Origin of the sequence: Bordetella sp. BOR01 (assembly GCF_019218885.1) — a bacterium.
Taxonomy (GTDB): domain Bacteria; phylum Pseudomonadota; class Gammaproteobacteria; order Burkholderiales; family Burkholderiaceae_B; genus Bordetella_A.
The window spans coordinates 1,179,728-1,194,666 of sequence record NZ_JAHUWT010000003.1 but is presented as its reverse complement, the minus strand read 5'-3'; the positions used below and the strand labels follow the sequence as shown (position 1 = coordinate 1,194,666).

Genomic DNA, 14,939 nt, shown 5'->3' with positions numbered 1-14,939 from the left:
GGACGCCGACAGTTGCAGATCTGTGCGCGCGGAAAAGCAGGCCGTCAGCCCTGATAGCGCAGCCGGCGAACCACGTCTTCATCGACGTCGATACCCAGTCCGGGCGCCGAAGTGGCCGCCACAGTGCCGGCCTGCTGGCCGATCGCCCCCCTGGCAAGCTCTTGCTGCACAACCACCGGAAACGGCTTCAACTCGAAGAGCCGCGCATTCGGCGAGGCAAGCGACAGGTGCAGGCTGGCGGCCGTCGTGATGGCGGTGCTCCAGGCATGGGCATTGATCGCCAATCCGGCCTGTCCGGCCAGGGTATCTATCTTGCGGAACCCCGTCACGCCTTCGGCCCGGGCGGGGTCCACGCCCAGCACATCGACCGTGCCGGTCTCGATCAGGCGCTGATAGCCCGTGACGGTCCATTCGCGCTCGCCCGTGGCAATCGGTACGCGCACGGCGGCCTTGAGCTGGCGGTAGTCGTCGATATGGGTCGGATAGAAAGGCTCTTCCACCCAAGCGATGTCGTGTTGCGCCATCCGGCGTACGGTGTCGATCGCCGTGCCGGCATCCCAGCGATGCCCATTGCCCACATCCACCAGGATCTCTACCCCAGGTCCGGCTTCGCGGCGGATGCCGGCGACCAACGCAATGCTGCTTTCGGGATCATGGCCCACCGTCGACAGCGACTTCTTGGCCAGGCCCAGCTTGACGCTGCGGTAGCCGTTCGCAAAAAACCCCAGTGCCTCGTCAATACAGGCAGACAGGCTTTGCTTGTTGACGTGGCAGCTCGCGGTGGCCGGCAACGCATCGCGCATCTGGCCGAACAAGGCATACAGCGGCTTGTTCTCGATCTTGCCCTGTATATCCCACAGCGCCATATCGATGGCGCTGCAGGCAAACGACGCGATGCCGCCTTCGCCGTACCACCATGCGTGTTCGCGCATGGCCTTCCAGGCGGTCTCGCACGACAGGTCGTCTTGCGCAAGCAGCAGGGGCGCCAGGCCGTCTTCGATCACCGCAACCGTTGCACGGCAGGCCTCGGGCCACATGGCGATGCCTTCTCCCCATCCGACGACACCGTCGGCCGTTTCCACGCGAACCAGCACCGTCATCCGGGGCCGGTCCAGGTCATTGGGGTCGGGATATCGGAGCACATGGCACTCAATGCGTCCCAGCTTCATTTACACCTCGGGGCTTGACGAATTCGGAGGCCACGATATAGGCTTGCGCCGTTATTTGTCAAGTTGCCAAGTTGCCTGGCCAATTTACATTTACACACTTTGCGGCCAGATCCCCGGTCCGCTGTTTTTGGAAATACGTAGCCATGACCACCCCATCGTTCAACGTCACCAGCCTTGAGCGCGAACCTGTTTCCGAACAAGTCGTCGCGCAGTTACTGGGCATGGTGAAAGCCGGCAACCTGAAGTCCGGGGACCGCCTGCCGCCCGAACGGGACCTGGCCCAGTCGTTCGGCGTCAGCCGGCCGACCATCCGCGAGGCGGTCCGGGCGCTTGCCGTGCTGGGCGTGCTGACCACCCGCCAGGGCGGCGGCATCTATGTGTCCAACCTGCGCGCCGAAACCCTGCTCAGCCCGCTGCAGTTCTTCCTGTCGCTTGAAGAAACCTCGGTGGACGCCCTGTACGACGCGCGGCAATTGATCGAAGGCGGCATCGCCTTCCGCGCCGCCCGCGCGGCAACATCCACCGATGTGCAATACCTGCACGACCTGATCGCCCGGCAGCAAGAGGCCATCAAAGACCCGCAGGCCTACCGGAAACTGGATATCGCCTTCCACGAGCGCATCCACGGGCTGGCCGCCAACCCCTTCTTGTCGCGCGCCGCCACCAGCCTGAACACGCTGGGCCTGGAATTCCGTACCGTTGCCTCCGAGTCGCCCCAGGTCATCGAGCAAAGCCTGCTCGATCACGCCGCCATTGCGGCTGCGCTGGCGGCCAATGACCCGGCCGCCGCCGAGGCCGCGATGCGCCAGCACATGCAGAACGTGCTGGAGTCCACGCGCGCATCCATCGCGCTGCGCGCCCAGGGGCAGACGCCGGTGCCGGTACCCGTACCGGAACCGCAAGGCCGCGTCGGTTGACGCTTCCCTCCCCGCATCAAGGAGACTGCGATTGAATATCACCAGACTGGACGGCAAGACCGTCGCAATCACCGGAGCCGGGCGCGGCATCGGCGCAGCCGTCGTGCTGCGCCTGCTGGAACTGGAAGCCCGCGTCATCGCAATGGTGCAGCCGGGCACCCGGCACCCCGACCTGGACGCGATCCCGGCCGCGCTCGCGGCCCGGCTTTCGGTCGTGCCGATCGACGTGACCAGCACCGAAAGCGTGTCGGCGGCAGCGGCAAAATGCCGTGAACTGGCCAAGGGCGTCGATGTGCTGGTCAACAACGCCGGCATCATCGAGCCGATCGGCAAGCTGGCCGACGTCGATCCCGACCGCTGGGCCCAGGTGCTGGCAGTCAATGCCGGGGGGGCCATGCGCTGCGCCCGGGCATTTCTGCCCATGCTCATCGACCGCCAGGGCGCCCTCATCAACATGAGTTCGGGCGCCGCCTACAAGCCCATGGAAGGGTGGAGCGCCTACTGCGCCAGCAAGGCCGCCCTCGTCATGGTGTCGCGCTCGATCGATCTCGAATACCGCACGCAAGGCGTGCGCATGTTCTCGCTGGGCATCCCGCCCACCGACACCTCGATGCAGGCCTCGATTCGCCATTCCGGCATCAACGAGGTCAGCCTGATTCCGCAAGGCGAGCTGCACCCGCCCGCCAAGACGGCCGAAGTGGTCGCCTGGCTGTGCAGCCCCGAGGCCCGTGGCTTCGACAAGCTTGAAATCGACGTGCGCGACGAGGCATTCGCGCCGATCCTGAAGGAATGGCAATGAGCAGCACCCAAGCACGCGTGGTCATCACCGATTACACCTTTCCGAACGTCGACCAGGAGCGCGCCGCGGCGCAGCAGCACGGCGCCGGCTTGTTCACCTTCCAGTGCAAGACAGCCGAAGAAGTGGCCGATGCAGTGGAAGGCGCCAATGTCGTCGTCGTGCAGTTTGCCCCGCTGACCGAGGCCGCCATCGCCCGCATGGCGGAAAACGCCGGCATTATTCGATACGGCATCGGATACGACAACATCGACGTGCCGGCTGCCCTGCGCCGGAATTTCTCGGTGGGCTACATCCCCGACTACTGCACCGCCGAGGTCGCCGACCACACCGCATCGCTGATCCTTGCCTCGTTGCGAAAACTGCCGCAACTCGACGCCTCGGTGCGGGCGGACGATTGGAACGCGGTGGCCACGGCACGGCCGATGATGCCGTTTGGCGAGATCACCGTGGGCTTTCTGGGGCTGGGCCGTATTGGCAGCAGCGTGCTGGCCAGGCTGAAGGCCTTCGGGTTCCGGTTCCTGGTTGCCGATCCCCAGCTGGACCGTGCGCAGGCAGAATCGCTGGGCGTGGTTCCCGTCGACCGCGCAGCGCTGTTTGCGCAATCCGACCTTATTTCGTTGCACGCCCCGGCCACGGCCGAAACGACGCATGTCATCAATGCGGCAAGCATTGCCACGATGAAAAAACACGCGGTCATCGTGAATACCGCCAGGGGCAAGCTGATCGATGAAGACGCCCTGGCCGACGCGCTGGCGTCGGGCTCGCTGGGCGGCGCCGCGCTGGACGTGTTCGAGGCCGAACCCCTGCCCCAGGCATCGCCCCTGCGTACCGCGCCGAACCTCATCCTGACGCCCCACGCAGCCTGGTATTCCGATGCCGCAATCATCAGGCTGCAAGAACTGGCCGCCGAGGACATCGCGCGGCTGCTATCCGGGCGCGGGCCGCGCTGCCCGGTACCGGGATCACCTCCCTGAACACCAACCGGCGGCCAGCCATGGCCGCCGGGCCGCCTTTTTTCAATCAGCCGGCCCAGGAATGGACCAACGGAGACATTCATGCCGCAATACACCGCCGCGAAACGCCGCATCACCATCGAAGAAATCTGCGCCGGCGGCTTCTCGACACCGCTCGACGCGCCGACGATTCCGCCGTTTCCCTTTGAATTCCGCAACGTCGAAGTCCTGACGCTGGCCTATCGTTCCGATCCGCAGAAAATGGCATGCCTGCTGCCTCCGCCGCTGGAACTGGACGGCGACGTGGTGTTGATCCACATCTACAAGATGAACGACACCGACTGGCTGGGGCCGTATGGCGAGGCCAACGTCATGTTCGGCGCGCGCCTGCCGCAGGCCGGGATGGCCGGTGCCTATTCCCCCTATCTTTACCTGAGTTCCGACGTGGGGGTCTCGCATGGGCGCGAGGTGCATGGCCAGCCCAAGAAACTCGGGCAACCCAGCCTGGCGGCCCGCGGCGACGCCTGGGTCGGCACCGTGTCGCGCAACGGCATCGACATCATCACCGGAACCTTGCCCTACAAGCAGAATCGCGGCGATCTCGCCACGCTTTCGCAACTGATCGATTTCAGCAACAACTTCAATCTCAAGTCTGTCGACCATATCGACGGCAAACCGGCGATACGCCAGATCACCTCTCGCCGGCTGACCAGCGTGACCGTGCACGAATGCTGGGAAGGCCCATGCACCGTCGAGCTGCGCCCGAACATCCAGGCACCCGTCTACCGGCTACCGGTGGTCGAGATGTTGAACGCCTTTTATTGGCGTGCGGACTTCACCCTGGTGCAAGGCGAAGTCTTGCATGACTACCTGGCCAACTGATCTGAACCAACGAATTCAGCGAACATCAAGAGGAGACAACAATGGCGATATCTGACTCTGACGCGCTGCCGGGTGGCGCCCCGGCCGGCACCGGCGCCCCCGTCGAAGTGTCACAGAAAAAAGTACGGCAAGTCCTGGGGGCGGCAGTCATCGGCACGGTCATCGAATGGTATGACTTTGTGCTGTTCGCCGTGGCCTCGGGGCTGGTATTCAACAAGCTGTTCTTTCCTGAACTGTCGCCCACGGCAGGCACGCTGGCGTCGTTCTTGACCTTGGCGGTGGGCTTCCTGGCCCGCCCGCTGGGCGGCCTGATCATTTCCCACTTCGGCGACAAGAAAGGCCGCAAGCCGGCGCTGGTGTTCACCATCGCCTTGATGGGCCTGTCCACCGTCGCCATAGGCTGCCTGCCCACCTACAGCCAGATCGGGATACTGGCCCCCATCCTGCTGGTCATCCTGCGCCTGTTGCAAGGCCTGGGCGCCGGCGCGGAATACGCGGGTGCCCTGATCCTGGTCGCCGAATACGTGCCCGCCAGGCGCAAGGGCTATTACACCGCCTTTGTGCTGTCCGCCACGGTGGTGGGCCTGCTGCTTGCCTCGGGAATCTTTCGCCTGCTGGCGCAATTGCCCGAAGAAGACATTCTCGGCTGGGCATGGCGCGTTCCCTTCTTCTTGTCCGCGATACTGGTCGTGGTCGCGCTGTATATCCGCAAGCGCCTGGAAGAAACGCCCGAATACACGCGGGCGGTAAGCCATGCCGACGCGCACCGGCGCGCCGCCTCGCTACCGCTGGGCGAAGTGCTGCGCAAGCAACCCAAGGCGCTGATCTGCGGCTACCTGGCGATGGCGGGGGCCAACGCCGCCACGTACATGCTCAATACATTCGCGCTGAGCTATATGGTGAACAACCTGGGCTTTCCGCAATCCCAGGCCCTGAACGTGCTGATCCTGGCCGCCGTCGCCGGCATCGTCTGCACTCCCATCATGGGCGCAGTATCAGACCGGCTGGGCTACGCCAGGGTCTACATCCTGGGTACGCTGTTCATCCTGTTGTACACGGCGCCGATGTTCTGGCTGATGGATACCCGCAACATCATGCTGGCCACCGTGGCAATGGTCATCGGCTACGGGCTGGGATTCGGTTCAGTGGCGGGCTCCCAAGGCGCCTTCCTGACCAGCCTGTTCCCGACACGGTATCGCTTTACCGGTATCGCCTTCGTCCGTGAAATCAACGGAGCGACCGTGGCCGGGCTGACCCCCTTCATAGCCACCTGGCTGACCCAGCAAGCTGGCGGGAAGTCCACCTACCTGGTGGCCTACCTGATGGGCTTGTGCCTGATCTCCATCCTGGCCGTCCTGGCACTGAAGCGCGGCCCGCAACCGGCAGACGTCGAGTAACCCGCCGGCGACGGTGCGATGACGCGCGCGCGTCATCGCACCGCATACGATTTCTCGTATAAATAATACGAATATTTCATTTTTTGAGGCATACCTGGCAGCACATAATGGTTGTGCGCCGGCGGCCTGCCATGGCTGTACGGCTGGAATTCACGGCACTGCATGCACGGCGCCCGACCCGGGCCCTGCCGAAGACGACAACAGCCCCTGGAGACAACCATGCCATCCCGCACCCGCCGCACCCTGCTGGCTGCCACGCTGGCCGCAAGCTGCCTGGCCAGCACCGCCTGGGCCCAGGCACCCGCTTTCCCTGCCAAGCCCGTCACCCTGTATACCGCCTTCTCGATCGGCAGCGGCCCCGACGTGGTGCTGCGTATCCTGGGCCAGGAACTGAGCAAAGTGTGGAAGCAGCCCGTGGTCATCGAGAACCGGCCCGGCGGCGGCGGCTTCATTGCCCTGGAGGCCGTGGGCAAGCTGCCCGCCGATGGCTACGCCCTGCTGCAGCTCGACAGCGAACACGTATCGGCCCTGCCTCACCTGTACAAATCGCGCCACTACGTCACGCTGGAAAAGTTCGACCTGGTGGCGCCGCTGTTCTACACGCCATTCATGATCGCCGTCAGCAGCAAATCGCCCTGGAAGAATGTGGCCGACCTGGTCAACGCCGCCAAGACCAAGCCCGACAACCTGACCTATGGCTCCTGGTTCGTGGGCAGCCCAGGGCACCTGGGCGGCGAATGGCTGGCGTCGCTGACCGGCACCCAGATGATTCACGTGCCCTACAAGGAAGTCAGCCAGCTGTACACCGCGGTGGCCAACGGCGAAGTCGATTGGGCATTCGGCACGATTCCTTCCACCCGCCCCGTGTACGACAGCGGCAAGCTGCGCTACCTGGCCATCGCCGCCCCGCGGCGCAACGCCCAGTACCCCGATGTGCCCACCGTGGCCGAAGCCGGCGGCCCGGCCGAACTGGACGTCAATTCCATCGTGTCGCTGCTTGCCCCCAAGGGCATCCCCGCCGGCGTGCGCGACAAGATCTACACCGACGTCACCACCGTGCTGGCCGACCCCGCCATACGCAAGCGCTTCGAGACCTTTGCCTTCGAGCCGCTGGATTGGCCGCTGGCCCAGTTGCGCCAGCGGCTCGACGCAAAGTCGGTCACGTATGAAAAGCTGATCGAGAACGCCAGGATCAGCCTGGACTGAAGCCGGCGGGAAAGCGGGTGGCCTACACGCGGCGCCTTCGAAATGCTATGGGCTGGGCCGCCCCGCTGCGCCGCGAAATGCGCGGCGCAGCAAACTCAGCAAGAACCCGCCCGTGAACATCCCCAGGATGTACACGCCAATGACCAGCACGGAAGCCGGCAGCGTGGCGGTGGAAGACCAGAGCGACAGCGTAACCGAGTCGAAATTCTGGATCTTGAACGAAAGTACGATTGCCGTGAACAACACAATTAATACGATGTAAAGGTATCTCATGTTCCACCTTTCGTATCTGTAGGCTGAATCGCACCAAGCCGGGAAGGCTGATTGTGCCGAAAAACTATGCCATTCATCAGGGCAGATGACAAGCAATATGCGAGTAATTGTCGCGAACTTTGAATCGGTCCACAATGAGTGCGCCATCGATCATGCCGATGGATGGCCGGCCCGCGAATGAATAATCGCAAGGTGCTGATCTATCTTGCGCGGACCGCATATAGGGACACGTTCATGAAAGCGATCAACGATTGTTGCATGGCAAGTCACCCTCAGCATCAAAGCCGGCGAACCTGGTTGAAAGCAGGTGCAATAGCGGGTACGGCCGCCATGCTGGCGACCATGGCGGTCGTGCCGGGCGAGGCCGAAGCGGCGTCGCTCACGCAGGCCCAGCGAGACGCGATGACACCGGATCAAGTCATCGACATGATGAAACAGGGCAATGCGCGGTTCCGTGCCGGCAAACCCCAACAACACGATTACCTGGCCCAGAAGCGTTCCAGCGCGGCAGGGCAGTTTCCCGCCGCGGTTATCCTGAGCTGCATCGATTCCCGGGCGCCCGCCGAGATCATCCTGGATACCGGGATAGGTGAAACCTTCAATGGGCGTATCGCCGGCAATATCGCGAACAACGACCTACTGGGCAGCATGGAATTCGCCTGCGCGGCAGCCGGGGCCAAAGTCGTGCTCGTCATGGGGCACACCGCCTGCGGCGCGGTAGCGGGCGCAATCGACAATGTCGAACTGGGCAACCTGACCGGCCTGCTCAAGGTCATCAAGCCCGCGGTAGACGCCACGCAGTTCTCAGGAGAGCGCAGCGCGAAAAACCCGCAGTTCGTCGATGCGGTCGCCAAGACGAATGTGCAGCACACGATCGACGCCATACGCAAGAACAGCCCGATCCTGGCAGACCTGGAAAAGCAGGGAAAGATCAAGATCGTCGGATCCATGTACGACCTGAGCAACGGCATGCTCACCTTCCTGGGCTAGCCGCCGCCCGCTTGAACGCCAGGGAAACAGGCCCGGCAGGTCAGACACCTGCCGGGCCTTGTCGTCTGGATCGGCGATTGGTGCCCAACAGGCAACACCATGATCCCCTGCCCGCGTCTACCGCCGCATTTCCTCCAAGCCTACGATGGGTGTGTTGCATGAACGCACGCAGCTTACGCACCACATCAACCCACCGAGGAAATCATCATGAGTCAACGCGTCAACGCCTACTCGCAATCCCCCGAGCTGTTCAAGAAGTTCGTTGAGTTCGGCGCGCTCGTAAAGTCGGGCGCCATCGAATCGTCGATCCTGCATCTGGTCGAGATCCGGGCATCGCAGATGAATGGTTGCGCCTTCTGCCTGGACATGCATGTCAAGCAGGCCAAGATTCACGGCGAGCGCGAGCTGCGCCTGCATCACGTCGCCATCTGGCGCGAATCCACGCTGTTCTCGCCGCGCGAGCGCGCGGCCCTGGCCTGGACCGAAGCGCTGACCCAGCTGCCGGCGCACGGTGTGCCGGACGAAGTCTATGAGCGCGTGCGCACGCAACTGTCCGAGAAAGAAATCTCGGATCTCAGCTTCGCGATCATGTCGATCAATGCCTGGAACCGCATCAATGTGGGCTTCCAGACCGTACCGGGCTCGGCCGACAAGGCTTTCGGCCTGGACAAAGCCAAACTGGACTGAGGACATTGCCATGAAAATCCTGGTCATCGGCGGAACCGGCCTGATCGGCTCCAAGCTCGTCAACATTCTTGCCCAGCGCGGCCATGACGCCATAGCCGCATCCCCGGCAACGGGAGTGAACACCATCACTGGCGAGGGCCTGGCTGAAGCGCTGGCCGGTGTCCAGGTCGTGGTGGATGTCGCCAACTCGCCCTCGTTCGAGGACCAGGCCGTACTGGAATTCTTCGAGACTTCGGGCCGCAACCTGCTGGCGGCCGAGGCCGCCGCCGGCGTCAGCCACCACGTGGCGCTTTCGGTGGTGGGCACCCATCGCCTGGCGGAAAGCGGGTATTTCCGCGGCAAGATCGCCCAGGAAAAGCTGATCAAGGCCAGCCGCATCCCTTACACCATCGTCCACAGCACGCAGTTCTTCGAATTCCTGGGCGGCATCGTGCAGTCGGGCGCGGATGGCGACGTTGTGCGCCTGTCGCCGGCCTACGTGCAACCCATCGCCTCCGATGACGTGGCCCTGGCCATGGCGGACGCCACGCTGGCCTCGCCTGCCAATGGAACCGTCGAGATCGCGGGCCCCGAACGGGTACGGCTGGCGGCCCTGGTCCAACGCTACCTGAACGAAATCGGCGACGCACGCAAGGTCGTCGCCGATGAGCAGGCGCGGTATTTCGGTGCCCTGCTCAAGGACGACACGCTCGTGCCGGGTGCGGACCCACGCCTGGGTAAAATCGACTTCACCACCTGGTTCAGACATTCGAACGCCAGAAAATAAGCCGAGTTCATTGGCGACATATCCATGACCAAACTGCAACCACCTTCTCTGGCCCTGTTGGACAAATACCGGGGAGGAGACTTCCAGCCCCTGTACACCACCAGTGTCACGGTGCGGGGCGGCGAAGCCGCCCACGGCCGGGCGTCGGGCATCGCACAGTCCGACGACAATCAGCTGCAAGTCGCATTGCGGCTGCCGGCCGAGCTGGGTGGTCCCGGCGGAGGCACCAACCCCGAACAACTGTTCGCGGCTGGCTATGCCGCCTGCTTCCATGGCGCGCTCAGCCTGCTGGCCGCCAATGCCGGCCTGCCCATTCCCCAGGACACCGTGGTCAAGGCATCGGTTGCCTTTGGGCGCGATCCCGTCGACGGACTTTACGCCCTGACGGCGCACGTCGACATCCATTTACCCGGCATGGATGAGGCCGTGGCCCAGGAACTGGTGCGCAACGCCGAACGCTTGTGCCCGTATTCCAAGATGGCGCGACAGGGCATTCAAAGCGTGGTGGCGGTGACGCAATAGCGTTTGTTCAGGCTTGCTTCAATAAGAAGCTCTCCAGGCTTTGCAGGTCCAGCGCGCGGATGTGCTCGGTCATGTAGTCGATGAACACGCGTATGCGTCCCGGCAGGTGTTGGCGGCTAAGGTAGCAGATGTAATGGCCGCGATCGTCGGGCGCGTATTGCGGCAGGCATGCCACCAGCGTGCCGGCACGCAGGTGATCGCAGATCTGGTAGCCGGCCATTTGCGCGATCCCCTGGCCATCGAGCACGGCCTGCAAGACCAGGTCGGCGTCGTTGAAAGCCAGCATGGCCTCGGGCGCCTGCGGCACAAACTTGCGCATATGGCCGCCAATCTTGAATTCCCATTCGTACGTCCGTCCCGAGGCCAACAGAAAATTCACGCAGCGGTGGTTGGCCAGGTCGTCGATGTCGCGCGGCAATCGATGCGCGGCAATATAGCCTGGCGATGCACACAAGAACATCTGCATTGGAATCAACTGCTTGGCGATCACCTGGCTGTCTTCCATGCGGCCGTTGCGAAACGAAACGTCGATCCGGTCGGTCGTGAAGTCGGTCGGGCCGTCGTCCAGCAATAGTTCAACCAGGACATCCGGATAAGCGGCGCGAAAGCCCTTCAGCAGCGGCCCGACGACCTTGCGGCCGAAGCCCGCCGTGGCGCAAATGCGCAGCCGGCCCGAAGGCGGCCCCTCGCGTAGTTCGCGCATTTCGTCCATGGCCCGCACGATGCGCTCGACGCCGGGATGGCAGTTTTCGTAGAACCTCTCGCCCTCGCGGGTCAGCGTCGTGCTGCGCGTCGTGCGCACGAATAGCCGGGTGCCCAATTGGTCTTCCAGCTTCTGCACACTGCGGCTGACTGCCGAGCGGCCGATGCCCAGGCGGTCGCCAGCCTTGGCGAAATTGCCTTCAGACGCAACCGCGATAAAGGCGACGACCCCCGCGTAGCTGGCGGCGAAACTGTGCGCCAGCGAGTCCGGGCCGGCGCATGAAGGGGCCGGTCCGGAAAAGGTATTGGATGGCTGGACCGCGGTCGCGGCAGCGGGGGTATCGTCTTTGGTGTCCATTCCCCTAAGACGGGCGGGCCGGCGGTTTTGTGACGTCGCCCACGAAAAAAGCATGCGGCATTCCCATGATGCGAAATCCCATGGCGAAATGGCATGCTTTCCCCGGTTTCAGGCGGGCACTTACTTCACCGGCAGCACGACCGGAGCGCCCTTGTTCTTGATCAGCAGCACCAGGAACTTGGCCGGCCGGGTCTGGCTGGCATTGCGGCCAACCGTATGAATATCGTCCGGGCCTTCGTAGAAGGTCTGCCCCGGGGTCAGCGTCACTTCCTTGCCGCCCTGCAATTGCATCACGATGCTGCCTTCCAGCACATAGACGAAGGCGTGCGCGTCATGGCGGTGAATGGGGTCGGCCGCACCCGGCGGGTAGTCCACCGTGATCATCAGCACGTCCTTGCCGGCGATATCCGGCAGGTCCTTGGTCATCAGCTCGGTCACGATGGGGTCGGCCGGCTTGGCGGAATGGGCCGCGTGATGGGCGGGCGGCGCTGCCTGGGCCAGCTGGCCCACCAGCAAGCCGGCGGCAAGAAGGGGTAATCCGGTTTTGACGATCTTGAACATGGCCTTTTCCTGGGTGGTGGAGGGAACGGTTCTATCGTAGAAAGCCTGGCAACGCGGCGGTAGATCCGCGCAAGGGATCGCCATGTTGCCCAGGCGGCACCAATCCCGCGGCCCGGTTCAGCCTTGCTCGAACGCGGCCGCCACCCGTGCCAGCTTGTCCGGATTGCGCTGCACGAGCACGCGGACGATGCGCTGGCCGTCGGTTTCGTAAGACTGCACCGACTCGAGGGCGCCGTGGATGAAGCGCAGCAGTGCCCATTGCCCATTCACCTGCACCACTTCTACCCGCAGATCGTCGCCATAGCGGCGCTTGCCGGCATAGAACAACTGGGCCAGGCGCTTGCCACCCACCAGGCTGGAGAAGCTGGGCACCTTGCCGCCGCCATCGCCCACCAGTTCGGCCTCATCGTTGAGCAAGGCATGCAGGCCATGGAAGTCGCCACGCCGCATGGCGTCGGCAAAGCCTTCCATCAGGCGGTGGTGGGTTTCGCGCGACACGGCGCGGCGGGGGCTATCCTGGCGCAACTGCTGCTTGGCGCGCCGGACCAACTGGCGGCAGGCAGGCTCGGTCTTGCCCAGGATCTGCGCGATATCGTCGTAATCGGCGTCGAACACTTCGCGCATCAGGAATGCCGCGCGGGCTTCGGGCGACAGCCGCTCCAGCACGAACAGGAACGCTATCGAGACTTCGTCGGCAAACTCGCGGATTTCCTCGGGTGTGGCCGGCGATGGCATCAGCACGGGTTCGGGTAGCCAGACGCCCGTATAACTTTCCCGTTGCATCTTGGCCGCGCGCAGGCGATCGATGGACAGCCGCGTGGTGACGGTGACCAGCCAAGCTTCCGGGTTGTCCAGGCCAGCGTGGTCGGCTTCATGCCAACGCAGCCACGTGTCTTGCACCACGTCTTCGGCTTCGGCCACGGTACCCAGCATGCGATAGGCGATCGCGTGCAAACGAGGGCGGTGGCGCTTGAACAAGCTGGTGGAGTCGATCATGGAAGGCAGCCACCGCCAGGGGGTGCACTAGGCTGGAAAGTGCCATATTTTGCTGTCCCTTCCCGAAAACAGCAAGGCCGGCCTGCTTACCTGCCCCTCGGTCTCTCATTGAGCCGGCAGGCAGTTGTTCCTTATTGCATGAACCAGCCATGGCTGACCACGATGGATTGCCCGGTCAGCGCGTTCGACTCGAAGCCTGCCAGGAAGGCAACGGTATTGGCGACATCAGCCACCGATGTGAACTCGCCATCGACCGTCTCTTTCAACATCACGTCTTTCACGACCTGTTGTTCAGAGATACCCAGTGCCTTGGCCTGCTCGGGAATCTGCTTTTCGACCAGCGGCGTCCTGACGAAGCCCGGGCACACGACGTTCGCGCGCACGCCACGCGGGCCGCCTTCCTTGGCCACTACCCGGGCCAGGCCCAGCAACCCGTGCTTGGCGGTCACGTAAGCCGACTTGAGCTGCGAGGCCTCGTGCGAATGCACCGAGCCCATGTAGATGACCGCGCCGCCTTTGCCAGAGGCGTACATATGCTTGAGCGCCGCCTTGGTGGTCAGAAATGCGCCGTCCAGGTGTATGGCCAGCATCTTCTTCCAGTCGGAAAACGCGTAGTCCTCGATGCGGTTCACAATCTGGATGCCCGCGTTCGACACCAGGACGTCAAGACCGCCCAGCCGGTCGACCGCATCGGCAACGCCCGCGTTGACGGCTTCTTCGCTGGTCACGTCCATCGCGACAGCGATGGCCTTCCCGCCGCCCGCAACGATATCGTCGGCTACCGCCTGTGCTTTCTCGATATTCAAGTCCGCAATCACGACCGCTGCCCCATCTACCGCAAACTTGCGGGCACACTGCTCGCCTATGCCGCTTGCTGCGCCCGTAACGAGCGCGACTTTGTCTTTCAATGCCATACGTCCTCCGTGAGGCCTACTGGTTAACCGCGAGCTTCATCGGCTCGTCCGGTGCGAGATAGTCGTAGGCCACCTCGCCCACATCGAGCGTGAGATTTGCAATGACGTGACGGGCGCCGATCACTTTGCGCACCGGCAGGTCGGCAACCGACGCAAGCGCGTGCGGACGCAGTTCCAGCGCAGCGGGCCCTTCCCACGCCCCGATTACGTCGACATCGCGCAGGAAAAAGCGCACCAGCTCGCAAATGCGAGGCGAGCCGTCGACGTGCGGAATGACCTTGAGCAAGTAGTTGGGCGTATCGGCAAGCTTGCGGCATTCCGCAGCCGTATCGAGCGCGCGATACTTGTAGCCCATGGTGCCGGTGGCAACACGCTGCGTTCCGTAGTCAAGCGTGCCCAGCAGCGTGTCCTTGCCATCGACGCACAACCCGGGCGTCGCAAGCTTTTTCGGGAAGCCCCAGATTTCCCGGCCGCCCGCGATGGCGCTTTCATCGTCCAGGTACATGGCGTGCGTGAAGCCGGCGCTCTTGCCATCTTCATCGGTAACCGAGATCACCTGGCCACTTTCCGTATAAGCACCCAGGCCCGATGAATCGGGCATGCGTATGAATTCGTAATGGACAATGGGGCTGTCGACCCTTAAGGGTTCGGGAACGACGGCCCTGACCGCGTCCATGTCCGTCTCGTACGAGACGATGAAGTATTCGCGGTTGATGAAGCGAAAGGGCGGGCGCGGGTAAGCCGGGTTGTGTATCGGCATCGCAAAAGCGTTCTTGCGAATGTATTCTTTTTTCATGGTCGGTGCTCGGTTGGATGCGGCGTGTCGCGCATCGGTTCGTATCAGGCC

The 14,939-nt window shown here is 63.4% G+C and carries 17 protein-coding genes; 10 read left to right on the top strand and 7 right to left on the bottom strand.

Features of this window, described 5'->3' with window-relative positions:
- Positions 1-44: 44 nt before the first annotated feature.
- Complete coding sequence (locus tag KW845_RS20535) at positions 45-1,169, bottom strand: mandelate racemase/muconate lactonizing enzyme family protein (protein ID WP_218371163.1); 1,125 nt, start codon at positions 1,167-1,169, stop codon at positions 45-47.
- A gap of 143 nt (positions 1,170-1,312) precedes the next feature.
- Here KW845_RS20535 and KW845_RS20530 point away from each other — a divergent pair, with 143 nt between their 5' ends.
- The 6 genes from KW845_RS20530 (at position 1,313) to KW845_RS20505 (ending at position 7,323) form a co-directional block, all read left to right on the top strand.
- Positions 1,313-2,086 carry a FadR/GntR family transcriptional regulator gene (locus KW845_RS20530; protein WP_218371162.1) on the top strand — a complete coding sequence of 258 codons (774 nt, stop codon included), beginning with the start codon at positions 1,313-1,315 and terminating at the stop codon, positions 2,084-2,086.
- Between the two features lie 31 nt (positions 2,087-2,117).
- Positions 2,118-2,885, top strand: a complete 768-nt coding sequence (locus KW845_RS20525) for an SDR family oxidoreductase (protein ID WP_218371161.1) — start codon at positions 2,118-2,120, stop codon at positions 2,883-2,885.
- Positions 2,882-3,859, top strand: coding sequence for a C-terminal binding protein (locus KW845_RS20520; protein WP_218371160.1), 978 nt, complete (start codon positions 2,882-2,884; stop codon positions 3,857-3,859). The genes KW845_RS20525 and KW845_RS20520 overlap by 4 nt, the downstream gene beginning before the upstream one ends.
- An 81-nt stretch (positions 3,860-3,940) precedes the next feature.
- On the top strand, positions 3,941-4,720 hold the full coding sequence (locus KW845_RS20515; RefSeq protein WP_218371159.1) for an acetoacetate decarboxylase: 780 nt from the start codon (positions 3,941-3,943) through the stop codon (positions 4,718-4,720).
- A gap of 41 nt (positions 4,721-4,761) precedes the next feature.
- Positions 4,762-6,117 carry an MFS transporter gene (locus KW845_RS20510; protein WP_218371158.1) on the top strand — a complete coding sequence of 452 codons (1,356 nt, stop codon included), beginning with the start codon at positions 4,762-4,764 and terminating at the stop codon, positions 6,115-6,117.
- Between the two features lie 219 nt (positions 6,118-6,336).
- Positions 6,337-7,323, top strand: coding sequence for a tripartite tricarboxylate transporter substrate binding protein (locus tag KW845_RS20505; RefSeq protein WP_218371157.1), 987 nt, complete (start codon positions 6,337-6,339; stop codon positions 7,321-7,323).
- 45 nt (positions 7,324-7,368) lie between these two features.
- On the opposite strand, the gene KW845_RS20500 is transcribed toward KW845_RS20505, so the two are convergent.
- Positions 7,369-7,596: a DUF1049 domain-containing protein gene (locus KW845_RS20500; protein ID WP_218371156.1), complete on the bottom strand. Its 228-nt coding sequence runs from the start codon at positions 7,594-7,596 to the stop codon at positions 7,369-7,371.
- Positions 7,597-7,854: 258 nt separating this feature from the next.
- Here KW845_RS20500 and KW845_RS20495 point away from each other — a divergent pair, with 258 nt between their 5' ends.
- From KW845_RS20495 to KW845_RS20480, 4 genes are all read left to right on the top strand, one after another.
- Positions 7,855-8,586: a carbonic anhydrase gene (locus tag KW845_RS20495; protein WP_255592769.1), complete on the top strand. Its 732-nt coding sequence runs from the start codon at positions 7,855-7,857 to the stop codon at positions 8,584-8,586.
- Between the two features lie 207 nt (positions 8,587-8,793).
- Positions 8,794-9,273 carry a carboxymuconolactone decarboxylase family protein gene (locus KW845_RS20490; RefSeq protein ID WP_218371154.1) on the top strand — a complete coding sequence of 160 codons (480 nt, stop codon included), beginning with the start codon at positions 8,794-8,796 and terminating at the stop codon, positions 9,271-9,273.
- A gap of 10 nt (positions 9,274-9,283) precedes the next feature.
- Complete coding sequence (locus KW845_RS20485; RefSeq protein ID WP_218371153.1) at positions 9,284-10,039, top strand: SDR family oxidoreductase; 756 nt, start codon at positions 9,284-9,286, stop codon at positions 10,037-10,039.
- A 24-nt stretch (positions 10,040-10,063) separates the two neighbouring features.
- Complete coding sequence (locus tag KW845_RS20480; protein ID WP_218371152.1) at positions 10,064-10,561, top strand: Ohr family peroxiredoxin; 498 nt, start codon at positions 10,064-10,066, stop codon at positions 10,559-10,561.
- Between the two features lie 7 nt (positions 10,562-10,568).
- Here KW845_RS20480 and KW845_RS20475 read toward each other — a convergent pair whose 3' ends face one another.
- The 5 genes from KW845_RS20475 to KW845_RS20455 all read right to left on the bottom strand — a co-directional run bounded on the left by KW845_RS20475 (position 10,569) and on the right by KW845_RS20455 (position 14,888).
- A complete protein-coding gene (locus KW845_RS20475; protein ID WP_218371151.1) occupies positions 10,569-11,621 on the bottom strand; it encodes a LysR family transcriptional regulator in 1,053 nt (350 codons plus the stop codon).
- A gap of 120 nt (positions 11,622-11,741) precedes the next feature.
- Positions 11,742-12,182 (bottom strand): cupin domain-containing protein, encoded by a 441-nt coding sequence (locus KW845_RS20470; protein ID WP_218371150.1) that lies wholly within the window; start codon positions 12,180-12,182, stop codon positions 11,742-11,744.
- A 117-nt stretch (positions 12,183-12,299) separates the two neighbouring features.
- Positions 12,300-13,178, bottom strand: coding sequence for an RNA polymerase sigma-70 factor (locus KW845_RS20465; protein ID WP_218371149.1), 879 nt, complete (start codon positions 13,176-13,178; stop codon positions 12,300-12,302).
- 131 nt (positions 13,179-13,309) lie between these two features.
- Positions 13,310-14,092, bottom strand: coding sequence for a 3-hydroxybutyrate dehydrogenase (locus KW845_RS20460; RefSeq protein ID WP_218371148.1), 783 nt, complete (start codon positions 14,090-14,092; stop codon positions 13,310-13,312).
- Positions 14,093-14,108: 16 nt separating this feature from the next.
- Positions 14,109-14,888, bottom strand: a complete 780-nt coding sequence (locus KW845_RS20455; RefSeq protein WP_218371147.1) for an acetoacetate decarboxylase — start codon at positions 14,886-14,888, stop codon at positions 14,109-14,111.
- Between the last annotated feature and the right edge of the window lie 51 nt (positions 14,889-14,939).